The sequence below is a fragment of the Alloalcanivorax venustensis genome, assembly GCF_047495515.1.
GTDB lineage: Bacteria > Pseudomonadota > Gammaproteobacteria > Pseudomonadales > Alcanivoracaceae > Alloalcanivorax > Alloalcanivorax venustensis.
The window spans coordinates 140086-161604 of the sequence record NZ_CP179934.1 but is presented as its reverse complement, the minus strand read 5'-3'; the positions used below and the strand labels follow the sequence as shown (position 1 = coordinate 161604).

Genomic DNA, 21519 nt, shown 5'->3' with positions numbered 1-21519 from the left:
GCTCCCACAAGGAGGTCCCCAAGAGGCTTGAGGAGCTAGCGCTGGCATTTCTCCGGCAGGGCGAGCGCTCCGCCGTGATGTTTCTCCAGCAGCCGCAGAAAGTCCCGCCCCACGCCGCGTCCGCGGGTGGCGGGGTGTACCACCATCCACGCCAGGGTGTCGCCGTCGAGCAGCGCCACCGCCACCGGCGCGCCGTTGAAATGGGCGGCGGCCACCGGGCGCCCGGCGTCCAGGGCCTGGCCCAGTTCGGCGGCGTAGTCCGGGTCGTCGCGCAACACTTTGCTGAAGCGTTGCGCCAGTTCCGCGTCGGGGGAATGAAATTCAAGACTGATCGGCATAGTGTCTCCGCTAACCGGTAAATGGCCGCCGCGCTGGTGAGGGGGCGCCGAGGGCCGTATAATACGGGGTTCCGTTTTCTGGAGGTACCGATGAGCGAACGCCGCGCCACCGTGGAGCGAAACACCCTGGAGACCCAGATTCGCGTCAGCGTGAATCTCGATGGCACCGGAGTGAGCAAGCTGGATACCGGCCTGCCGTTCCTGGAACACATGCTCGACCAGGTGGCCCGCCACGGTCTGATCGACCTGGACATTGAGGCCAAGGGCGACTTGCACATCGATGCCCACCACACGGTGGAGGACATCGGCATCACCCTGGGCCAGGCCCTGGCCCGCGCCTGGGGCGACAAGAAGGGCGTGCGCCGCTACGGCCACGCCTATGTGCCCCTGGACGAGGCCCTGACGCGGGTGGTGATCGACCTGTCCGGCCGCCCCGGCCTGGAAATGCACGTGGACTTCACCCGCGGCATGATCGGCGGGTTCGACGTGGACCTGTTCTATGAGTTTTTCCAGGGGCTGGTGAACCATGCCATGATCACCGTGCACATCGACAATCTGCGCGGCAAGAACGCCCACCACCAGGCCGAGACCGTGTTCAAGGCGTTCGGGCGCACCCTGCGCATGGCGGTGGAGCCGGATCCGCGCATGGACGGCGTGACCCCGAGCACCAAGGGCACGCTCACCGAAAACCCGTAAACCACTCGAGGCGCCCCATGAGCGAAACCGTGGCCGTAGTCGACTACGGCATGGGCAATCTCCATTCCGCCGGCAAAGCGCTGGAAAAGATGGCCGCCGACGGTCAGCGGATCGTGATCACCGGCGACCCGGAGCAGGTGCGCGCCGCCGACCGGGTGGTGTTCCCCGGCGTCGGCGCGATCCGCGACTGCATCAAGGTGATCACCGAAACCGGCCTGGACCGGGCGATTCTCGACGCCATCGACGCCTACAAGCCGGTGCTCGGCATCTGCGTGGGCATGCAGGCGATGATGGACTTCAGCGAAGAGAACGACGGCATCGACTGCCTGGGTGTGTTCTCCGGTCGGGTGCAGTTTTTCGGCGCGCCCCTGGGTGACACCGGGCGCCCGCTGAAGGTGCCGCACATGGGCTGGAATCAGGTGCAGCAGGTCAACGACCACCCGCTGTGGGCGGGCATCGACGACAACAGCCGCTTCTACTTCGTGCACAGCTACTGCGCCACCGGGGTGCCCGACGAGCAGATGGCCGGCCGCTGTGAGTACGGCCTGGCGTTCGCCGCCGCCGTCGCCAAGCGCAATGTGTTCGCGGTGCAGTTCCACCCGGAAAAGAGCGCCGACGCCGGCCTCAAGCTGCTGGAAAACTTTCTGCGCTGGCGGCCCTGAGCGCCGCGTCCTCTTATTTCAGCCTGTTAAACAAGCGAGATCGTCATGGAACTGATTCCCGCCATCGATTTGAAAGACGGCCACTGCGTACGCCTCAAGCAGGGCCGCATGGACGATGACACGGTGTTTTCCGAGGACCCGGTGGCGGTGGCCGACCACTGGGTGAAGCAGGGCGCGCGGCGCCTGCACCTGGTGGACCTGAACGGCGCCTTCGCCGGTGAGCCGGTGAACGGCGAGATCGTCAACGCCATCGCCCGCGCCCACCCGGGCCTGCCGATCCAGATCGGCGGCGGCATCCGCAGCGCCGAGACCATCCAGGCCTACCTGGACGCCGGCGTTCAGTGGGTGATCATCGGCACCAAGGCGGTGAAAGAGCCGCAGTTCGTGCGCGACATGTGCAAGCAGTTCCCCGGCCACGTGATCGTCGGCCTGGACGCCAAGGACGGTAAAGTGGCCACCGACGGCTGGGCCGAAGTCACCGACATCGACGTGGTGGACCTGGCGCGCCAGTTCGAGCACGACGGCGTGGTGGCCATCGTCTACACCGACATCAGCCGTGACGGCATGCTGCAGGGCGTCAACGTGGAAGCCACCGAGCGGCTTGCCGAAGCGATCAGCATTCCGGTGATCGCCTCCGGCGGCATCACCGACATGGAAGACGTGCGCCGGCTGTGCGGGGCGCGCACCGTGGGCATCACCGGCGCCATCACCGGCCGCGCCATCTACGAGGGAACCCTGGATTTCGCCCAGGGCCAGGCCCTGGCCGACGAGCTGCAATCCCGGGGGCCGGGCATGTCCGGCACCACCGGTAGTGGAGTGCGAAAGTGACACTAGCCAAGCGAATCATCCCCTGCCTGGACGTGGACGACGGCCGGGTGGTCAAGGGCGTGAAGTTCGTGGATATCCGCGACGCCGGCGACCCGGTGGAGGTGGCGCGCCGCTATAACGAGGCCGGCGCCGACGAGATCACCTTCCTGGACATCACTGCCAGCCATGAGGACCGTGACACCACCCTGGAAATGGTCGAGCGCATGGCCAGCCAGGTGTTTATCCCGCTCACCGTGGGCGGCGGCGTGCGCACCATCCAGGACATCCGCAACCTGCTCAATGCTGGCGCCGACAAGGTGGGCATCAATTCGGCGGCGGTGAAAAACCCGGAGTTCGTGCGCGAGGCCGCCGAGCGTTTCGGGTCCCAGTGCATCGTGGTGGCCATCGACGCCAAGAAGGTGAGCGGCGAAAGCGAAGCCAACCGCTGGGAGATCTTCACCCACGGCGGCCGCAACCCCACCGGCATCGACGCGGTGGAGTGGGCGCGCCGCATGACCGATTACGGCGCCGGCGAGATCCTGCTCACCAGCATGGACCGGGACGGCACTAAGAACGGCTTCGACATCGCCCTGACCCGCGCCATTTCCGACGCGGTGCCGGTGCCGGTGATCGCCTCCGGTGGCGTCGGCAACCTGCAGCACCTGGTGGACGGGGTGATCCAGGGCGGCGCGGACGCGGTGCTGGCGGCCTCGATCTTCCACTTCGGTGAGTACAGCATCGCCGAGGCCAAGCAGTACATGCACAGCGCCGGCATTGAGATGCGCCTGTGATACTGCCGGGGGCCTGACGTGCGGATCTGGATAGACGCGGACGCCTGTCCGGCCGTGATCCGCGACGTGCTGTTTCGCGCCGCCGACCGGCGCGCCATCGACACCACCCTGGTGGCCAATCATTTCATCCCCAAGCCGCGCTCGCCGCACCTCCGCGCGGTGCAGGTGGAAGCCGGCTTCGACCGCGCCGACGATTACATCGCCGAGCAGGTCGAGCCCGGCGACCTGGTGATCACCGGCGACATTCCGCTGGCCGCCCGGGTGGTGGAGAGCGGTGGCACCGCGCTCAACCCCCGTGGCACCCTTTACGACAGCGAGAGCATCCGCGAACATCTGGGCCGCCGCGACTTCATGGAAGAACTGCGCTCCGCCGGGGTGCAGACCGGCGGCCCGTCGTCGTTGAGCAAAAGCGACGTCCAGACCTTCGCCAATGCGCTCGACCGCTTTATCGCGCGAGCCCGGTAACTCCCCCGGCCAGGAAGGACCCATGCTGAAAATCTCCAACAATGTGACCATCCCCGAGTCCGAGATCGAATGGCAGGCGATCCGCGCCCAGGGCGCCGGCGGCCAGAACGTCAACAAGGTGGCCTCCGCCGTGCACCTGCGTTTCGACATCGGCGCCTCGTCGCTGCCCGAGTTCTACAAGGAGCGGCTGCTGGCCTGGTCCGACCGGCGCATCACCACCGAAGGGGTGGTGGTGATCAAGGCGCAGCGCTTCCGCACCCAGGAAAAGAACCTGGACGACGCCCTGGCGCGGCTGAAAGCGCTGATCCTGGACGCCACCGTGGAGCAGAAAAAGCGCAAGCCCACCAAGCCGTCCAAGGCCGCCAAGCGCAAGCGCATGGACAAAAAGACCCGCCACGGCCAGACCAAGGCGCTGCGCAAGCCGCCCACCGACGGCTGACCGGCAAGCGCTCTGTACAAGAGTCGCCGCCACGGGCCCCGTAGGCTAAGCTCCTTGCGATAATAAAAAAGGAGCGCAGCATGGATCAGGCCAGTCTGGTTGAAATCGGTTTACCCGCCGCCCTGTTTCTCATCATGGTGGGCATGGGGCTCACCCTCACCCCCAAGGACTTCCGCGAAGTGTTGATCGCCCCGCGGGCCACCGTTTACGGCCTGGTGGCGCAGATCGTGCTGCTGCCGCTGGTGGGCGTGGGCCTGGCGATGACGCTGGACCTTTCCCCGGCGCTGGCGGTGGGGTTGGTGATCATCGCCGCCTGCCCGGGCGGCACCACCTCCAACCTGTTCGCCTTTCTCGGCCGTGGCGACGTGGCGCTGTCCATCGTGCTGACGGTGGCCGCCAGCCTAGTCACGGTGGTAACGCTGCCGATGTTCACCAGCTGGGCGCTGGGCCATTTCCGTGACAGCGATCTGGTGCTGGAGCTGCCGGTGCTGCGCACCATCCTGACCCTGGTGGTGATTATCCTGGTGCCGGTGAGCATCGGCATGACCATCCGTCATTTCCGCCAGGACTGGGCGGTGAAGGGCGAAAAGCTGGTCAGCGTGTTCGGGCTGCTGGTGCTGGTGGCGGTGATCGTGATGCTGCTGGTGGACCTGGGCGGAGAGGCGCTGGTGCTGCTGCGCCAGGGCGGCGCGGCGGTGATACTGCTCAACCTGATCGGCCTGGGGCTGGGTCTGTTCGGTGGCCGCCTGATCGGGCTGAGCCGGCCGCAGGCGTTCACCGTGGCCATCGAGCTGGGCATCAAGAACGGCACCCTGGGCCTGATGGTGACCCTGACCCTGCTGCAGTCGGACGCCATGTCCGTGCCGGCGGCGGTGTACGGGGTGATGATGTTCCTGTTCGGCTTCCTGATGATCGGCTATGCCCGCCTTACGGGCATCGGCCGGGCGCCGGTCACGTCCTGACCGGCGCGTTCGGGCGGGTTACTCCTGGCGGTCGGCGCGCCGCCGTTCCGCCAGGTTGATGCCCTTGAGGATCGAGAGCGCCTGGGACAGCGGGTAGTCGCGGCTGGCCAGGGGCTCTTCGCCGCCTTTCTCCAGCGCTTCCTTCTGCGCCTGGTTGAGCAGGTGGTGGGGCAGGTCCGCTTCGCGGGGGCGCTGGTCCTTCAGCAGCTCGACGCTGGACACCTGCACCGGGATATCCGGCTCGATGCCTTCCGCCTGAATCGAACGGCCGTCCGGCGTGTAGTAGCGCGCGGTGGTCAGTTTCAGGGCGTTGTCGCCGCTGATCGGCAGCACCGTCTGCACCGAGCCCTTGCCGAAGGTGCGGGTGCCCACCACCACGGCGCGGCCCTGGTCCTGCAGGGCGCCGGCGACAATCTCCGACGCCGAGGCGGAGCCGCCGTTGACCAGCACCACCAGGGGCAGGCCTTCGATCTCATCGCCCGGGTTGGCTTTGTAGTCGTTGCGGCTCTCGCTCTCGCGGCCCTGGGTGTAGACGATCAGCCCGGAGTCGAGGAACAGGTCGCTGATTTCCACCGCGCCGCCGAGCACGCCGCCCGGGTTGTTGCGCAGGTCGAGGATCAACCCGCTCAACTCGCCTTCGGCTTTCAGTTCGTTGAGGGCTTTCTTGGCTTCGTGGCCGGTGTTGTTCTGGAACTGGGACACGCGCAGGTAGCCGTAGCCGGGCTCCAGCACTTCGCTTTTCACGCTTTCCACTTTGATGCGGTCGCGCTTGAGCGTCACTGGGCGCGGCTTTTCGTCGCCGTCGCTGAGCACCGAGAGAGTCACTTCCGAGCCCGCTTCGCCGCGCATCAGCTCCACCGCTTCCGCCAGGCTCAGGCCTTTGACGAAGGTGTCGTCGATCTTGAGGATCAGGTCGCCGGCCTGGATGTCGGCGCGGCTGGCGGGGGAGTCGTCGATCGGCGAGACCACTTTGACGAAGCCGTCTTCCATGGTCACTTCCAGCCCCAGGCCGCCGAACTCGCCGCTGGTGGTGGACTGCAGGTCCTCGAACTGGTCCGGGGTCAGGTAGGAGGAGTGCGGGTCCAACTCCATCAACATGCCGCGGATCGCCGCCTGGATCAGCTCTTTCTCGTCCACGTCCTGCACATAGGCGCCGCGCACCCGCTCCAGCACTTCCGCGAAGGCGCGCAGCTCGGTGACCGGCACGCCGTCCTGACGGGCCTGCTCATCGACTTCCGGGTCGGCGGCCAGGGTCGGGGCGGAGACGGATACGGTGAGGAGCAGGGCGGCGCTCAGTGCGGTGCGGCGGAGCAGGGGGTGAGACGTTTTCAGCATGTAATTCCCCAGACCAAGGGCATCATTGGACACTAGTTTCGGGCAATGGGCGGCAGTGTAACACGGCGGTCGCACCAGCGTGTCGGGTTCACCACCTTGCCCCGGTTGCGTATTTCGAAGTACAGCGCGCTGCGACTGTTGCCGCCGGACTGGCCGGCCAGGGCCAGGGTGTCGCCCACCGCGACCCACTCGCCCACATCGCGCAGCAGGCTTTGATTGTAGCCGTACAGCGTCAGGTAGCCACCGCCGTGGTCGACGATGGTGAGCAGGCCGTAGCCGCGCATCCAGTCGGCGAACACCACCCGGCCCGGGTGGATGGCGCGCACCGGCGTGCCTTCCTCGGCGGCCAGCACCACGCCTTCCCAGCGCAACGCGCCCTCACGGCTGGAGTTGAAGCTCGACAGCACTTCGCCGGGCACCGGCCAGGGCAGCTCGCCGGCCAGTTTGGCGAACGGCGTGCCGCGGTCGGCGGGGGCCATTTCCGGCATGCTGCGCTCCATTTCGGCGAGCAGTTTTTCCAGGCGCTGCTGGTCGGCGCGCAGGCGGTCGATGTCGCCCCCGCGCTGGTCCAGGGAGCGTTCCAGTTTGGCCAGGGTGGTCTCCCGTTCGCGGGCGGCCTGCTCCAACTGCTCCTGGCTGCGCGCCAGCGCGGTGCGGCGATCCAGCAGGTCGGCGCGGGCGTCGGCCACTTCTTGCGCCACCCGGCGCAGCTCCACCAGTTCGTCTTCCAGGTCGGCGAGGCGGTCGGTGCGGGCGCGCTGGAAGTATTCCTGGTAGCGCAGCAGGCGCGCGATCTGGTCCGGCTCCTGCTGGTTGAGCATCAGCTTCAGCCGCTCTTCGCGGCCGCTCTGATAGCTGGCGCGCACCGTCTTCACCAGCCAGCGCAGCTGCACCTTCTTTTCTTCGGCCAGTTCCGCCTGCTCGGCCTCCAGCCGCGCCAGCCGCGACTCGGCCTGGCGGGCGTCGCGCTCCAGCTGACGCCGTTCGCGGGTCAGCTCGCCGACCCGGGTTTCCGCCTCGCGCAGCTCGCTCTGCACCGAGTCGCGCTGGCGGGCTTCCTTCTGCTGGGCCTCGGACAGCGCCTCAATGCGCTCCTTGAGCGCTTCCAGCTGTTGCTCGGAGGGCTCTTCGGCGGGCGCGCCGGCGCTCGTCAGCACCAGCGCCGGCACGATCAGCAGCGTCAGTAATCGAAAATGGGGTTTCACGGGTTCCGTCATGGTGCCTTATCTTAACCGAGCGCTGGTGTGTATACTTGTCGCCGATTTTCCGCCGGCAGGAATGCAGTCATGGATCGTATCATCGAGTTCGTCACCAACCACTATATCCTGGTGTTTGCCTTCTTAGCGCTGTGGGGCGCCTTTTTCGTGATTGAGTCCCGCCGTGGCGGCAAGGCCATCACGCCGCAGTTCGCCACCAATCTGGTCAATCAGAAGGATGCGGTGATCGTCGACGTGCGCGCCGCCGACGAGTTCCGCGAGGGGCATATCCCGGGCAGTGTGAACATTCCCCAGAGCCAGGTCACGGACCGGATGGGCGAATTGGAAAAATATAAGGAAAAGCCGCTGATCCTGACCTGCAAGATGGGCAATCAGGCGGCGCACCTGGGGCGCCAGCTGCGCAACAAGGGCTTTTCCGAGCTCTACCGTATCCAGGGCGGCGTCACCGCCTGGCGCAATGATAACCTGCCGGTGTCCAAGGGCTGATGGCGGACGTCACCCTTTACAGCACCGGCTGGTGCCCGTTTTGCGTGCGCGCCAAGCGTTTGCTGGCGGGCAAGGACGCCCGCGTCCATGAGATCGACGTGGACCGGGAGCCGGAAGCGCGCCGGGAAATGATGGCACGCAGCGGCCGCCGCACGGTGCCGCAGATATGGATCGGGGACCGCCACGTGGGCGGTTGCGATGAACTTTTCGCATTGGAGCGGACGGGCGAACTGGACGACCTGCTCGCCGGATGACGGAACCGAACAACGGAGACAATCATGGCCGAAGAACAGAAAAAAACCTTCCAGTTGCAGCGCGTCTACCTTAAGGACGCCTCGTTCGAGTGCCCGGGGGCGCCGGACATCTTCCTGCAGGAGTGGAAGCCGAAGATGAACGTGCAGCTGAACAACAGCGCACGCCGCATCGGCGAAGGCACCGAATACGAAGTGGAAGTGACGGTCACCGTCACCGCCAAATCCGAGGACGAGCAGAAGACCTTCTATCTGGCCGAAGTGAAGCAGGCGGGTATTTTCACCCTGGCCGGCATCGAAGGCGAAGAGCGCGATCAGCTGCTGGGCGCCTACTGCCCCAATGTGCTGTTCCCCTACGCCCGCGAAGTGGTGTCCGATCTGGTCGCCAAGGGCTCCTTCCCGCAGATGATCCTGCAGCCGCTCAACTTCGAGGCGCTCTACCAGCAGCAGCGCGAGAAGCAGCAGAGCGGCGACGGCGAGCCGTCCACCGTCCAGTAATCAATTGGTTCAGATCGCGCCGGGGTAGCCGAGTTGCCGCCAGGCTTCGTAGAGCGTGATCGCCACCGCGTTACTGAGATTCAGACTGCGGCTGTTGGCGCCCATCGGCAGCCGCAGCCGCTGCTCCGGCGCCAGCCCTTCCAGGATATGGGCGGGCAGGCCCCGGGTTTCCGGCCCGAACAGCAGCACGTCCCCGTCCTGAAACCGTACCTGGCTGGGCGCCGGGCCGCCTTTGGTGGTCAGCGCGAACTGGCGCGCGGTGGGGTAGTCCCGGCAGAAGCTGGGGTAGTCCGGGTGCACGGTGACGTTGGCGTATTCACTGTAGTCCAGCCCGGCGCGGCGCAGGCGCCGCTCATCCAGCTCGAAACCGAGCGGCTCGATCAGATGCAGGGCGGCGCCGGTGTTGGCCGCCAGGCGCATGATGTTGCCGGTGTTGGGCGGTATTTCCGGCTCGAACAGAGCAATATTCAGCATTCACGGATCCCGGGTTATAAAAGCGGGTAAATGGTAGCGTGTTGTCGACAGGGATGCGCGCAACAGAGGAGAGCCACCCATGAAGCGTGTCTACGAAGCCGGTGACGGCCTGGAAGCGCACATGCTGGCCGGCTTGCTGGAGCAGTCCGGCATCGTTGCTCAGGTGCGTGGCGACATGCTGCAAGGCGCGGTGGGCGAGTTGCCCGCTTCCGGGTTGGCCAGCGTGTGGGTGAACGAAGACGATGAGGCCCGCTCGCTGGAGGTGATCGCCGACTACGAGGCCAGCCAGCCGCCGCCCTCCGGGCCGACGCTGCGCGAGCGCATCCGCGAGCCGGGGCGCGCCGAGACGGACAGCACCCGCGCCTTCCGCAAAGGCCTGTTGATCGGGATGTTTCTCGGCGCGGCATTGATGGCCTGGCTGCTTTAGGTCGGTCTGTGCGAGCGGGCCTTGCCCGCGAAAGGGAGCAAAGCTCCCGGCGGGATACCAGAGACCTGTTTGGTGTTTCGTTTTCAGGGTTCTCTGGCATCCTGCCGGCCGGCTTCGCCGGCCTTTCGCGGGCGAGGCCCGCTCCCACAGCTTAGCGGCTGGCGCGTTTGCGCTCGGTCTCGGTGAGCAGCTTCTTGCGCAGGCGGATGTGGTTGGGGGTGATTTCCGCCAGTTCGTCGTCTTCGATAAAGTCCAGGGCCTGCTCCAGGCTGAAGCGTACCGGCGGGGTGAGAATCACGTTCTCATCGGTGCCGGAGGCGCGCATGTTGGTGAGCTGCTTGCCCTTGGTGGGGTTCACCACCAGGTCGTTGCCGCGGCTGTGGATGCCGATCAGCTGGCCTTCGTAGACTTCCACGTTGGGCTCGATCAGCATGCGGCCGCGCTCCTGCAGGTTGAACAGGGCGAACGCCAGCACCTTGCCTTTGACCATGGAGACCAGCACGCCGTTGTTGCGCTGGGCCATGTCGCCGGCCTTGAACTCACCGTAGTGGCTGAAGGTGCTGTTGAGGATGCCGGTGCCGGAGGTGAGCGTCAGGAACAGGCTGCGGAAGCCGATCAGGCCGCGGCTGGGCACGATGAAGGTGAGGCGCACCCGGCCCTTGCCGTCCGGCTCCATGTTGGTCATCTCGCCGCGGCGCAGGCCCAGTTGCTCCATGATGGCGCCCTGGTGCTGCTCTTCCACGTCGGCCATGACGTTCTCGTAGGGCTCCTGCTTCTTGCCGTCCACCTCGCGCACGATCACCTGCGGGCGGCCCACGGCCAGCTCGAAGCCTTCACGGCGCATGTTCTCGATCAGCACGGACAGGTGCAGCTCGCCACGGCCGGAGACGCGGAACTGGTCGGCGCTGCCGGTCTCTTCCACGCGCAGGGCCACGTTGTGCTTGAGCTCCGCTTCCAGGCGCTCGCGGATCTGGCGGCTGGTGACGAACTTGCCGTCCTGGCCGGCGAACGGCGAGGTGTTGACGTGGAACACCATGCTCACGGTGGGCTCGTCCACGGTCAGCGGCGGCAGGGCCTCCACCTTGTTGGGGTCGCACAGGGTGTCGGAGATATCCAGCGGGTCCATGCCGGTGACGCAGACGATGTCGCCGGCGCCGGCTTCCGGCACGTCCACCCGGTCGAGGCCGTGGTAGCCCATGATCTGCAGGATGCGGCCGTTACGCACCTTGCCTTCGCGGTCGATGATCTTGACCGTGGAGTTGGCTTTGATTTTGCCGCGCTTGATGCGGCCGATGCCGATCACGCCCAGGTAGCTGTTGTAGTCCAGCGAGGAGATCTGCATCTGGAACAGGCCGTCCTGTTCCACTTCGGGCGCCGGTACGCGGTCGATGATGGTCTGGAACAGGAAGGTCATGTCGTCGCCGAGCTGGTCCGCTTCCGGGCCGGCCACGCCGTTGAGGGCGGAGGCGTAGACCACCGGGAAGTCGAGCTGCTCGTCGCTGGCGCCGAGGGTGTCGAACAGGTCGAACACCTGGTCGATCACCCAGTCCGGACGGGCGCCGGGGCGGTCCACCTTGTTGACCACCACGATCGGCTTGAGGCCGGCGGCGAACGCCTTCTGGGTCACGAAGCGGGTTTGCGGCATGGGGCCGTCCACCGCGTCCACCAGCAGCAGCACCGAGTCGACCATGGACATGACCCGCTCCACCTCGCCGCCGAAGTCGGCGTGGCCGGGGGTGTCGACGATGTTGATCTGGTAGTCGCCGTACTTGAGGGCGGTGTTCTTGGAGAGGATGGTGATGCCCCGTTCCTTCTCCAGGTCGTTGGAGTCCATCACCCGTTCCACGTCGCCGGCGCGATCTCCCAGGGTGCCGGACTGTTGCAGCAGCTTGTCCACCAGGGTGGTCTTGCCGTGGTCAACGTGGGCGATGATGGCGATATTGCGCAGGCGTTCAATCACAGAAATGGCTCCGTAGGGAAAAAAGTCGCTCTCCGTCCGTTGGCGGACCAGCGTGAAAATGCGTCCGCGACCGGCCGGAAGGGCCCGTGAAACGGAGTGGGAGGCGGATTAGGCGGCGCATTGTACAGCCCTTGTACCCACGGAAGCCACACGAAGGTGTGTCATGGCATAATGTGACCCGGTGCAAAGTTTTACTTTTGTTGCTCCGGTTGGCCTCTGACTGCCCTAGAATGTCGCAACCAAACACGGGTCAGCCGGTCTCAGCAACGTGCGCCGAACGGCCGCGCGGGCCGAGGAACCGTCGACGGGCGCCAGGGCTGGCTTCCGTTCCGTGGCTGACCGCCCGTGACGAAAGTATTGGAATAAGGCTGAAAAATGCGTTCTGTGAAATTGCACGCCCGGCTGCTCGCCGCTTTTTTGTTGTTGCTGGGGGTCGGCAGTATTGCCTACCAGATATTGGTCCAGAAAGTGCCGCTCACCGAGAGCGAGAGTGACCCGGTATGGGTGGTGGACGCCCAGGTCAGTTTCCAGGCGCGGGAGAACACCCCGATCAAGGCGCGCATGTACGTGCCGCCGCTGGAGAGCGGTTTCACCGCCCTCAATGAAAGCTTTATTTCCAACAACTACGGCGTCAACGTCAACCGGGAGAACGGCAACCGGGTGGTCACCTGGTCGGCGCGCCGGGCCGAGGGGCGGCAGAACCTGTATTACCGGTTGATGCTCACCTCGCGCTTCGCCGAACCGGCGTCGGTGCCCGAGGACGGCCCCCAGTTCCGCGCCGCGCCGCCGCTGGAGGGCCCGGAGCGGCTCGCCGCCGATGCCCTGCTGGCGCCGATTCGCCAGCACTCCGCGGACGTGGAGACCTTCGTCAGCGAGACCATCAAGCGCGTCAACAACATGGAAAGCGACAATGTGCGCCTGCTGCTCGGCGGCGACCGCAGCCCGGAGAACCGCGCCCGGGTGGTCGATCTGCTGCTGGCGGTGGCGCACATCCCCGCCGAGCCGGTGCATACCCTGGAGCTCAACGAGAGCCGCGACCAGGAACCGGAGCTGTGGTTGCGCACCTACAACGGCAAAAGCTGGCTGTATTTCAACCCGCTGGACGGCCGCCAGGGGCTGCCGGAGGACCGGCTGGTGTGGTGGAGCGGCGACAAGCCGCTGCTGGCGCTGGAAGGCGCCCGCAACGCGGATGTGGATTTCGGCGTTCACCGCAACGAGATGAGCGCGCTGCAGCTGGCCCAGTCGCTGCGTTTCCAGGATCAGAGCAGCTTTATCGACTATTCCCTGTATGAGCTGCCGGTGCCGTCCCAGCAGCTGTTCCGCATCCTGATGATGATTCCGGTGGGCGTGCTGCTGGTGCTGCTGATCCGCTCCCTGGTCGGCATGGAGACCCTGGGCACCTTCACGCCGGTGCTGATCGCCCTGGCGTTCCGCGAAACCGAGGTGATCTGGGGCGTGCTGCTGTTCACCTTCATCACCGCCATCGGGCTGTCGGTGCGCGGCTATCTGGAACACCTGAAATTACAGTTACTGGCGCGGCTGTCGATCGTGCTCACCTTCGTGGTGATCCTGATGGCGCTGATCAGCCTGGTGGGCTACAAGCTGGGGCTCTCCACCGGCCTGTCGGTGGCGCTGTTCCCGATGGTGATTCTGACCATGGTGATCGAGCGTATCTCGATCGTCTGGGAGGAGCGTGGCGGCGGCCAGTCGCTGAAGGTGGCCATCGGCACCCTGATCGCGGCGGTGCTGTGTCACCTGCTGATGGTCTGGCAGCCGCTGGTGTACTTCGTGTTCACCTTCCCCGGCGTGTTGCTGGTGCTGGCGGCGGTGATGGTGCTGATGGGCCATTACCGGGGTTATCGCCTGGCGGAGCTGATGCGCTTCCGGGCGATGACCGATGAAGGTGGCCGCTGATGTTCGGAATCCGCACCTGGAGGGCCCTGCGCCGCCGTGGCGTGATGGGCATCAACCAGCGCAACGGCGACTATGTGCTGGCCTACAACGACCGGCGCCTGTACCCGCTGGTGGACGACAAGATCCGCACCAAGAAGCTGGCCCTGGACGCCGGCATCCAGGTGCCGGACATGTACGGCATCATTGATACCGAGCAGGGCATCAGCAAGCTCCAGCACATCGTCGAGACCCACGGCGACTTCGTGATCAAGCCGGCCCAGGGTGCCGGCGGCGACGGCATCATGGTGATCTCGGACCGCTTCGAGGGCTACTACCGGGGCGCCTCCGGCCGCATGATCAGCCCCGAGGAGCTGGAGTTTCACATTTCCGGGATCATCTCCGGCATCTATTCCCTGGGCGGCCACCGCGACCGCGCCCTGATCGAGTACCGGGTGCGCTCCACCGACCTGTTCGACCGCATCAGCATCGGCGGCGTGCCGGACGTGCGCATCATCGTGCTCAAGGGCTACCCGGTGGCGGCCATGCTGCGCCTGCCCACCCGCCAGTCCGACGGCAAGGCCAACCTGCACCAGGGCGCCATCGGCGTGGGCGTGGACATCGCCACCGGTGTCACCCTGAGCGGCACCTGGCACAACCTGAAAATCGACCGGCACCCGGACACCGCCCATCCGGTGGCCGGCGTGCAGATTCCCGACTGGGAAGCCTGCCTGGAGCTGGCGGCGCGCTGCTATGAGCTCACCGGCCTGGGTTATCTGGGCGTGGATCTGGTAATGGACAAGCACAAGGGCCCGTTGATGCTGGAGCTCAACGCCCGCCCCGGGCTGAACATTCAGATCGCCAACGACGACGGCCTGCTGCGCCGCTGCCGCATCGTCGAGGATCATCTCGACGGCCTGGACTGGAAGCTGGAGCCGGTGGCCCGCCGGCTGACGCTTGCCAAGCGCGAGTTCGCCGTGGCCCGCCTGCCGGAAGCCCCCGAAGCGCCCTGACCCCGGCGCTTCGTCAACAAAGCGTGATTTGCTATACTCTGCCGCCCGTTTCCGACCATCTCCTTTAAAACAGGGCGAGTATTGTTATGTCCGAGGCAGTCGCACCCGTCACCCGGCCCAGCGCCGACCCGCTCCAGCGCCGCGCCATCGCGCTGGTGTCCGGCGGGCTGGACTCCATGCTGGCGGTAAAAGTGATGCAGGAGCAGGGCATTCACGTGGAAGGGGTGAACTTCTTCACCGGCTTCTGCGTGGAGGGCCACACCCACGCGATCCGCAAGAAAGACAAGGACAAGAACAAGCGCAACAACGCCCTCTGGGTGGCCGAGGAGCTGGGCATCAAGCTGCACATCATTGATATCTCCGAGGAGTACAAGGATGTGGTGCTCAACCCCAAGCACGGCTACGGCGCCCATCTGAACCCCTGCCTGGACTGCAAGATCTTCATGGTCAACCAGGCCACCTTGATGCTGAACAAGGCCCGTGAGCTGGCCGGCGAGAAGGGCTTCGATTTCATCATCACCGGCGAGGTGGTGGGCCAGCGGCCCAAGAGCCAGCGTAAGGAAACCATGCCCATCATCAGCAGCGAGTCCGGCGCCGACGACCGCCTGCTGCGCCCGCTCAGCGCGCTCAACCTGCCCGAGACGCTGCCCGAGCGCGAGGGCTGGGTGGACCGCTCGCGGCTGCACGATTTCTCCGGCCGCAACCGCAAGCCGCAGATCGAGCTGGCGCGGCGTTTCGGCCTGGAGGACTATGCCCAGCCCTCCGGCGGCTGCTGCTTCCTGACCGACGAATCCTATTCCCGCAAGCTGGCCGACCTGTGGCAGGCCCGCAACGAGCGCCGCTACGAGCTGGACGACATCATGCTGCTGAAAGTGGGCCGGCATATCCGCCCGCAGCCGCACCTGAAGCTGATCATCAGCCGCGAGGAAGGCGAGAACCGCTTCCTGGAAGGCTACCGCTACCAGTTCACCAGCCTCACCACGGTCAGTTGCCCCGGCCCGCTGGCGCTGGTGGACGGACGCTTCGAATCGGAAGCGGAGCTGGAGCAGGCCGCCGCCATCGTGGCGCGCTACTCCAAGGGCCGCGGCGACGACACCGTCACCGTGGAGGTCAAGGACCCGGGCGGCGTTGCCCGCGAGGTGCGCATCGCGCCGGCACGGCCCGAGGACATCCCGAAAACCTGGCTGGTGGCCTGACCGCGATGACCGACGAAACCCTTCACGAACTGGATGTGCGCCGCCAGCTGTGCCCCATTCCAGTGATCAAGACCCAGAACAAGGTCGCCGAACTGGCGCAGGGGGAGGTGCTGAGGGTAACCTGCACGGACCCGGGGGCGCTCAACGACATTCCCGCCTGGTGCCGAATCAATGGCCACGAGGTGCTGGCCACGGAGGAGGGCGACCTGGAGGTGGTGATCACCCTGCGGGTTGGTGAACCTTCCGTTGCACTCTAGTGGTGCACAAATACCAAGAAGGCACCGTTTCGGTGCATGATATCCGGATACAGGCGCGCTGATCGGGCTCAATACAGGCTGCTGCGCCAAAAAAGGGCTGGCACAGTATTTGCTGACCTATTGGCATGCAGGCCCCGGTGGCCGAGAATAACGGCTCTTCGCGTGCCCGCTCCGGCGGAGGCGAGTAGCCAGACACATACCCGTTCCAGGAGGACGCTCAACAATGTCTGAAAAGACGCTGAAACTGATTAAAGATAACGACGTGAAGTGGGTGGATCTGCGTTTTACCGACAGCCATGGTAAAGAGCAGCACGTGACCCTTCCCGTCGGCGAAATCGACGACGACTTCTTCCAGGACGGCAAGATGTTCGATGGTTCCTCCATCGCCGGTTGGAAAGGCATCAACGAATCCGACATGATTCTGCTGCCCGAAGACGAAACCGCCGTTCTCGACCCGTTCACCGACGTGGCCACGCTGAACCTGCGTTGCAACATCGTTGAGCCGACCACCATGCAGGGTTACGAGCGTGATCCGCGCTCCGTGGCGCTGCGCGCCGAGGAATACCTGAAGTCCACCGGTATCGCCGACACCGCCCTGTTCGGCCCGGAGCCGGAATTCTTCGTGTTCGATTCGGTACAGTGGAAGTCCGACATGTCCGGCGCCATGTACAACATCTACTCCGAAGAAGCGGCCTGGGTGTCCGCCGATGAGTTCGAGAAGAACAACATCGGTCACCGTCCCGGCGTCAAAGGCGGCTACTTCCCGGTACCCCCGGTGGACAGCCTGCACGACCTGCGTGGCGCCATGTGTTCCGCCATGGAGCAGATGGGCCTGGAAATCGAAGTGCATCACCACGAAGTGGGCACCGCGGGCCAGTGCGAGATCGGTGTGGGCGCCAACACCCTCACCAAGAAAGCCGACGAAGTGCAGATCCTCAAGTACTGCGTGCACAACGTGGCCCACGCCTACGGCAAGACCGCCACTTTCATGCCCAAGCCGCTGATCGGTGATAACGGTTCCGGTATGCACGTGCACATGTCCCTGGCCAAAGACGGCAAGAACCTGTTCGCCGGTGACGAGTACGCGGGCCTGTCCGAAGAAGCGCTGTTCTACATCGGTGGCGTGATCAAGCACGCACGCGCCCTGAACGCCTTCACCAACGGTTCCACCAACTCCTACAAGCGTCTGGTGCCCGGCTTCGAAGCCCCGGTAATGCTGGCGTACTCCGCCCGTAACCGTTCCGCTTCCATCCGCATTCCGTGGGTGAGCAACCCGAAAGCGCGTCGTATCGAGACCCGCTTCCCGGATCCGTCCGCCAACCCGTACCTGTGCTTCGCGGCACTGATGATGGCCGGCCTGGACGGCATCAAGAACAAGATCCACCCGGGCGACGCCATGGACAAGGATCTCTACGATCTGCCGGCGGAAGAAGCCAAGGACATCCCCACCGTGGCGCACACCCTGACCATGGCGCTGGATGCTCTGGAAGCCGATCACGAGTTCCTGACCCAGGGCGACGTGTTCACCAAGGACATGCTGGAAGGCTACATCGAGCTCAAGCGCAGCGAAGTGGAGCGTCTGAACATGACCCCGCATCCGGTCGAGTTCGACATGTACTACAGCTGCTAAGCCTCACGGCTACCGCAGTCCCCGAAAAGCCCGGCCTTCGCGCCGGGCTTTTTTTGTTTGTGCGAGCGGGCCATGCCCGCGAAAGGGTGGCTTTCAGCCACCCGGCGGGATACCAGAGCCCCTCTGGCCGCAGTACAAAGAACCTCTCTGGTATCCTGCCGGCCGGCGTTGCCGGCCTTTCGCTTGCAAGCAAGCTCCTACAAGCCGGGCTCTTAGAGGTGTCGCGATGGATTTTGCGGGCCGGGCCCTTTTTTTGCGGGTACCCCGGAGTCAGAATCAAGGTCAGACCCAACAAGGATGAGACCAATGAAAATCTGGTGGCCCCTATTACTGTGCGTCATGCCACTGCTGGCCGGCGCGCAAACAGAGAATGTCGACCGCCCCGATGAAGCCGGCGGCTCGAAAGGCATCTACCGCACCGTGGACGCCGACGGCAACGTGGTGTTCACCGACAACCCGCCGGACAAGAAGCGCGCCGAGGAAGTGAAGGTGGGCCCCACCAACACCATGGACAGTCCGCCGGTGGAGCGGCGCGCCGCATCCCGGGGCGATGCGCCGCCGGAACCGCCGGAGCCGCCGGATACGGGCTATGAGGCGGTGTCGATCACCGCGCCGGACGCCGGCGCCAACCTGCGCCTTCCCCAGGACAACCCGATCCAGGTTCAGGTATCGCTGTCGCCGTCGCTGAAAAGCGGGCACCGGCTGGTGATTCTCGACAACGGCACGCCGCTTGAGGGCACCGCCATGGACTTTCCCAATCCCGGCGAGCACACCCTGGTGGCGCAGGTGCGTGACGGCGACGGCACAGTGCTGATCGAGTCCGAGCCGGTGCTGTTCTACGTGATGCGTACCACCGCCGATAGCGGCGGCGGCCAGGGCCAGGGCAAAGGCTCCGCCTTTCCCACCTTCGGTGGCCGGGCCGAACGTGGCGGCTCCGCCACCACCGGCAGCGGCGCCGACCGGGGCGCCGGCGCGGAGCGTGGCGGCGGTGCCGCGGTGGGCGGCAGTGCCCAGCGCGTTATCCGCCCCTCCGACGACTGAACCCGTCTGCACCAAAAGTGTGCACCCTCCCGCCATACCTCCTAGACTGCACCGTGAAGGACACGTCCTCCACCCGCCTGCTGCCCTGTGAAGGCGCTCTCACGGGTGGCCTGATAATTGCTTATGCCCTGTTATGGCCCGAACTATGACGACAGACACGGTGCTGCAAAAACGGCTGCTGGATCATCTCCGTACCGCGGTAATGATGCTCGACGGCGACCTGCGCGTGCGCTACCTCAATCCGGCGGCGGAAATGCTGCTGGCCACCAGTGCCTCTCGAATAATCGGGCAGCGGTTGCCGGAGTACTTTTTCGATGACGAGGACGCGCGGGGTGCCCTGCAACAGTGCATGGACGAGGGGCACCCGTTCACCCGCCGCGAAGCCCGGCTCAACGTGGCGCCGGGGCAGCAGGCGATGGTCGATTACAGCGTCAGCCCGATCCATGAGCGTGGCCAGAACATGGCGCTGCTGGTGGAGATGCAGTCCCTGGACCGGCTGCTGCGTATTACCCGGGAGGAGGGGCTGATGCACGCCCACCAGGCCACCCGCGCGCTGGTGCGTGGCGTCGCCCATGAGATCAAGAACCCCCTGGGCGGTATCCGCGGCGCCGCCCAGCTGCTCGAGCGGGCGCTGCCGGATCCGGAACTGGCGGAGTACACCCGGGTGATCATCGACGAGGCGGACCGCCTGCGCTCGGTGGCGGACCGGATGCTGGGCCCGCGTAAGCCGCCGGCGTTCGCGCCGGTCAATATTCACGAGTGCCTGGAGCATGTGCGCCAGTTGTTGCTGGCGGAGTACCCGGAAGGGGTGCTGCTGCGCCGCGATTACGACGTCAGCCTGCCGGAAGTGATCGCCGACCGGGACCAGCTGATTCAGGTGCTCCTGAACCTGATGCGCAACGCCATGCAGGCGTTGCTGGAAGCCGGCACCGAGGACGCCCGCGTGGTGATGCGCACCCGCGCGCTGCGCCAGTTCACCATCGGCGTGCAGCGCCACCGGCTGGTGCTGCGGGTGGACATCGAAGACAACGGCCCGGGGATCTCCCAGGAGCTCCAGGAAACGATTTTTTATCCCATGGTCAGCGGCCGGGCCAACGGCTCGGGGCTGGGGCTGTCCATCGCCCAGTCGATCATCAGCCAGCACCAGGGTCTGATTGAGTGCGACAGCGAGCCCGGGCGCACCTGTTTCAGCCTGCTGCTGCCCATGGAACCGGTGGATACAACGGAGAGCAAAGGATCATGACCGCAACCATTTGGGTGATCGACGACGACCGCTCCATTCGCTGGGTGCTGGAAAAGGCGCTCGGCCAGGAAGGCTACCAGCCGGTATGTTTTGAAGACGCCGACGAGGCCCTCAACCGCCTCGACGAGGGCGGCGCCGAGCCCGACGTGCTGATTTCCGATGTGCGCATGCCGGGCACCGACGGCCTGCGCATGCTCAAGATTCTGCAGCGCAAGAACCCCAATCTGCCGGTGATCATCATGACCGCCCATTCCGACCTGGACTCGGCGGTGGCGTCCTACCAGGGCGGCGCGTTCGAATACCTGCCCAAGCCGTTCGACGTGGACGAGGCGGTGGCACTGGTCAAGCGGGCCATCAAGCACCGCAAGGAGAACGACGAGGAGTTCGTGGCGCCGGCGGCGGAAACGCCCACCGAGATCATCGGCGAGGCGCCAGCCATGCAGGAGGTGTTCCGCGCCATCGGCCGGCTCAGCCACTCCAACGTCACGGTGCTGATCAACGGCCAGTCGGGCACCGGCAAGGAGCTGGTGGCCCGGGCCCTGCACCGCCACTCCATGCGCCGCGAGAAGAACTTCGTGGCGCTGAATATGGCGGCGATCCCCAAGGACCTGATCGAATCGGAACTGTTCGGCCACGAGAAGGGCGCTTTCACCGGCGCCAACAGCCAGCGGGTCGGGCGTTTCGAGCAGTCCAACGGCGGCACCCTGTTTCTCGATGAAATCGGCGATATGCCGCTGGAGGCCCAGACCCGTTTGCTGCGCGTGCTGCAGGAGAATGAGTTCTACCGGGTGGGTGGCACCACGCCGATCCATGTGGACGTGCGCATCATCGCCGCCACCCACCAGGACCTGGAAAAACTGGTGCGCGACGGCGACTTCCGGGAGGACCTGTTCCACCGCCTCAATGTGATCCGCATTCATATTCCGCGTCTCGCCGAGCGCCGCGAGGACATCCCCGCCTTGGCCGGCTATTTTCTCCAGCACGCCGCCCAGGAACTGGGGGTCGACCCCAAGGTGCTGCACAAGGACACCGAAAAATATCTCGCCGCCATGCCCTGGCCGGGCAACGTGCGGCAGCTGGAAAACACCTGCCGCTGGCTGACGGTGATGGCCTCGGGCAGGGAAGTGCTGGTCGACGACCTGCCGCCTGAGCTGCGCCAGAGCGGCAGCAAGCCCACGGAAACCGGTGGCGACTGGCTCAAGTCCCTGCGCCACTGGGCCGACCGGGCCCTGGCCCGTGGCGACCGCGGGATTCTCGAGCAGGCGGTGCCGGAGTTCGAGCGCACCATGATCGAAGTGGCCCTGCAGCACACCGGCGGCCGCAAACGGGACGCGGCGGCGCTGCTCGGCTGGGGCCGCAACACCCTTACCCGCAAGATCAAGGAGCTGGACATGGAAGCGGAGTTCAGCGGCGACGACTAGCAGCTCGGATGCCAGTGGCC

Annotated in this window: 24 protein-coding genes; 19 read left to right on the top strand and 5 right to left on the bottom strand. The window is 65.6% G+C overall.

The features are described from left to right. Window positions 1-35: 35 nt before the first annotated feature. Entirely contained in the window at window positions 36-338 is a 303-nt protein-coding gene (locus ACMG4O_RS00775; RefSeq protein ID WP_142948214.1) for a PanM family protein, read from the bottom strand. Between the two features lie 90 nt (window positions 339-428). Between ACMG4O_RS00775 and hisB the strand changes: the two genes are divergently transcribed. The 7 genes from hisB to ACMG4O_RS00740 all read left to right on the top strand — a co-directional run bounded on the left by hisB (window position 429) and on the right by ACMG4O_RS00740 (window position 5160). Next, window positions 429-1034 carry an imidazoleglycerol-phosphate dehydratase HisB gene (hisB, locus tag ACMG4O_RS00770; protein ID WP_142948215.1) on the top strand — a complete coding sequence of 202 codons (606 nt, stop codon included), beginning with the start codon at window positions 429-431 and terminating at the stop codon, window positions 1032-1034. Window positions 1035-1051: 17 nt separating this feature from the next. Beyond that, a complete protein-coding gene (gene hisH, locus ACMG4O_RS00765; protein ID WP_067608969.1) occupies window positions 1052-1696 on the top strand; it encodes an imidazole glycerol phosphate synthase subunit HisH in 645 nt (214 codons plus the stop codon). A gap of 45 nt (window positions 1697-1741) precedes the next feature. After that, on the top strand, window positions 1742-2524 hold the full coding sequence (gene hisA, locus ACMG4O_RS00760) for a 1-(5-phosphoribosyl)-5-[(5-phosphoribosylamino)methylideneamino]imidazole-4-carboxamide isomerase (protein ID WP_142948217.1): 783 nt from the start codon (window positions 1742-1744) through the stop codon (window positions 2522-2524). Then, complete coding sequence (gene hisF / locus ACMG4O_RS00755; RefSeq protein WP_142948218.1) at window positions 2521-3294, top strand: imidazole glycerol phosphate synthase subunit HisF; 774 nt, start codon at window positions 2521-2523, stop codon at window positions 3292-3294. Before hisA ends, hisF begins: the two co-directional genes overlap by 4 nt. An 18-nt stretch (window positions 3295-3312) precedes the next feature. Beyond that, window positions 3313-3759 (top strand): YaiI/YqxD family protein, encoded by a 447-nt coding sequence (locus ACMG4O_RS00750; RefSeq protein ID WP_142948219.1) that lies wholly within the window; start codon window positions 3313-3315, stop codon window positions 3757-3759. Window positions 3760-3781: 22 nt separating this feature from the next. Continuing rightward, window positions 3782-4198 carry an alternative ribosome rescue aminoacyl-tRNA hydrolase ArfB gene (arfB, locus tag ACMG4O_RS00745; protein ID WP_142948220.1) on the top strand — a complete coding sequence of 139 codons (417 nt, stop codon included), beginning with the start codon at window positions 3782-3784 and terminating at the stop codon, window positions 4196-4198. Between the two features lie 80 nt (window positions 4199-4278). Next, on the top strand, window positions 4279-5160 hold the full coding sequence (locus tag ACMG4O_RS00740; protein WP_142948221.1) for a bile acid:sodium symporter family protein: 882 nt from the start codon (window positions 4279-4281) through the stop codon (window positions 5158-5160). Window positions 5161-5178: 18 nt separating this feature from the next. Here ACMG4O_RS00740 and ACMG4O_RS00735 read toward each other — a convergent pair whose 3' ends face one another. Both ACMG4O_RS00735 and ACMG4O_RS00730 read right to left on the bottom strand, forming a co-directional pair. Further along, window positions 5179-6495: a S41 family peptidase gene (locus ACMG4O_RS00735; protein WP_142948222.1), complete on the bottom strand. Its 1317-nt coding sequence runs from the start codon at window positions 6493-6495 to the stop codon at window positions 5179-5181. Window positions 6496-6527: 32 nt separating this feature from the next. Then, window positions 6528-7712: a murein hydrolase activator EnvC family protein gene (locus ACMG4O_RS00730; protein WP_194854963.1), complete on the bottom strand. Its 1185-nt coding sequence runs from the start codon at window positions 7710-7712 to the stop codon at window positions 6528-6530. Window positions 7713-7781: 69 nt separating this feature from the next. Here ACMG4O_RS00730 and ACMG4O_RS00725 point away from each other — a divergent pair, with 69 nt between their 5' ends. The 3 genes from ACMG4O_RS00725 to secB are packed head-to-tail and all read left to right on the top strand — an operon-like array spanning window position 7782 to window position 8947. Continuing rightward, entirely contained in the window at window positions 7782-8198 is a 417-nt protein-coding gene (locus tag ACMG4O_RS00725) for a rhodanese-like domain-containing protein (protein ID WP_067610044.1), read from the top strand. Next, window positions 8198-8452, top strand: coding sequence for a glutaredoxin 3 (grxC, locus tag ACMG4O_RS00720; protein ID WP_142948224.1), 255 nt, complete (start codon window positions 8198-8200; stop codon window positions 8450-8452). Before ACMG4O_RS00725 ends, grxC begins: the two co-directional genes overlap by 1 nt. Window positions 8453-8476: 24 nt before the next feature. After that, window positions 8477-8947 (top strand): protein-export chaperone SecB, encoded by a 471-nt coding sequence (secB, locus tag ACMG4O_RS00715; protein ID WP_142948225.1) that lies wholly within the window; start codon window positions 8477-8479, stop codon window positions 8945-8947. Between the two features lie 9 nt (window positions 8948-8956). Here the strand turns inward: secB and trmL are convergent, their stop codons facing one another. Further along, on the bottom strand, window positions 8957-9421 hold the full coding sequence (trmL, locus tag ACMG4O_RS00710; protein WP_142948226.1) for a tRNA (uridine(34)/cytosine(34)/5-carboxymethylaminomethyluridine(34)-2'-O)-methyltransferase TrmL: 465 nt from the start codon (window positions 9419-9421) through the stop codon (window positions 8957-8959). A gap of 79 nt (window positions 9422-9500) precedes the next feature. On the opposite strand from trmL, the gene ACMG4O_RS00705 reads away from it, so the two are divergent. Continuing rightward, window positions 9501-9848, top strand: coding sequence for a DUF2007 domain-containing protein (locus tag ACMG4O_RS00705; RefSeq protein WP_142948227.1), 348 nt, complete (start codon window positions 9501-9503; stop codon window positions 9846-9848). Window positions 9849-9999: 151 nt separating this feature from the next. Here ACMG4O_RS00705 and typA read toward each other — a convergent pair whose 3' ends face one another. Next, window positions 10000-11808: a translational GTPase TypA gene (gene typA, locus ACMG4O_RS00700; RefSeq protein WP_142948228.1), complete on the bottom strand. Its 1809-nt coding sequence runs from the start codon at window positions 11806-11808 to the stop codon at window positions 10000-10002. Between the two features lie 375 nt (window positions 11809-12183). Here typA and ACMG4O_RS00695 point away from each other — a divergent pair, with 375 nt between their 5' ends. The 8 genes from ACMG4O_RS00695 to ntrC all read left to right on the top strand — a co-directional run bounded on the left by ACMG4O_RS00695 (window position 12184) and on the right by ntrC (window position 21499). Further along, a complete protein-coding gene (locus ACMG4O_RS00695) occupies window positions 12184-13722 on the top strand; it encodes an inactive transglutaminase family protein (RefSeq protein ID WP_142948229.1) in 1539 nt (512 codons plus the stop codon). Continuing rightward, window positions 13722-14711: an alpha-L-glutamate ligase-like protein gene (locus ACMG4O_RS00690; protein WP_142948230.1), complete on the top strand. Its 990-nt coding sequence runs from the start codon at window positions 13722-13724 to the stop codon at window positions 14709-14711. The genes ACMG4O_RS00695 and ACMG4O_RS00690 overlap by 1 nt, the downstream gene beginning before the upstream one ends. 86 nt (window positions 14712-14797) lie before the next feature. Continuing rightward, window positions 14798-15907, top strand: a complete 1110-nt coding sequence (locus tag ACMG4O_RS00685) for a tRNA (5-methylaminomethyl-2-thiouridylate)-methyltransferase (RefSeq protein ID WP_370183687.1) — start codon at window positions 14798-14800, stop codon at window positions 15905-15907. A gap of 5 nt (window positions 15908-15912) precedes the next feature. After that, on the top strand, window positions 15913-16164 hold the full coding sequence (locus ACMG4O_RS00680; RefSeq protein ID WP_142948232.1) for a sulfurtransferase TusA family protein: 252 nt from the start codon (window positions 15913-15915) through the stop codon (window positions 16162-16164). A gap of 223 nt (window positions 16165-16387) precedes the next feature. Continuing rightward, on the top strand, window positions 16388-17794 hold the full coding sequence (glnA, locus tag ACMG4O_RS00675; protein WP_370183690.1) for a glutamate--ammonia ligase: 1407 nt from the start codon (window positions 16388-16390) through the stop codon (window positions 17792-17794). Window positions 17795-18100: 306 nt separating this feature from the next. Continuing rightward, the gene (locus ACMG4O_RS00670) at window positions 18101-18835 is read left to right on the top strand and encodes a DUF4124 domain-containing protein (RefSeq protein WP_370202318.1); all 735 of its coding nucleotides are present in this window, start codon (window positions 18101-18103) and stop codon (window positions 18833-18835) included. A 145-nt stretch (window positions 18836-18980) separates the two neighbouring features. Then, window positions 18981-20078 (top strand): nitrogen regulation protein NR(II), encoded by a 1098-nt coding sequence (glnL, locus tag ACMG4O_RS00665; protein WP_194854957.1) that lies wholly within the window; start codon window positions 18981-18983, stop codon window positions 20076-20078. Next, window positions 20075-21499 (top strand): nitrogen regulation protein NR(I), encoded by a 1425-nt coding sequence (gene ntrC / locus ACMG4O_RS00660; protein WP_142948236.1) that lies wholly within the window; start codon window positions 20075-20077, stop codon window positions 21497-21499. Before glnL ends, ntrC begins: the two co-directional genes overlap by 4 nt. Window positions 21500-21519 lie beyond the last annotated feature (20 nt).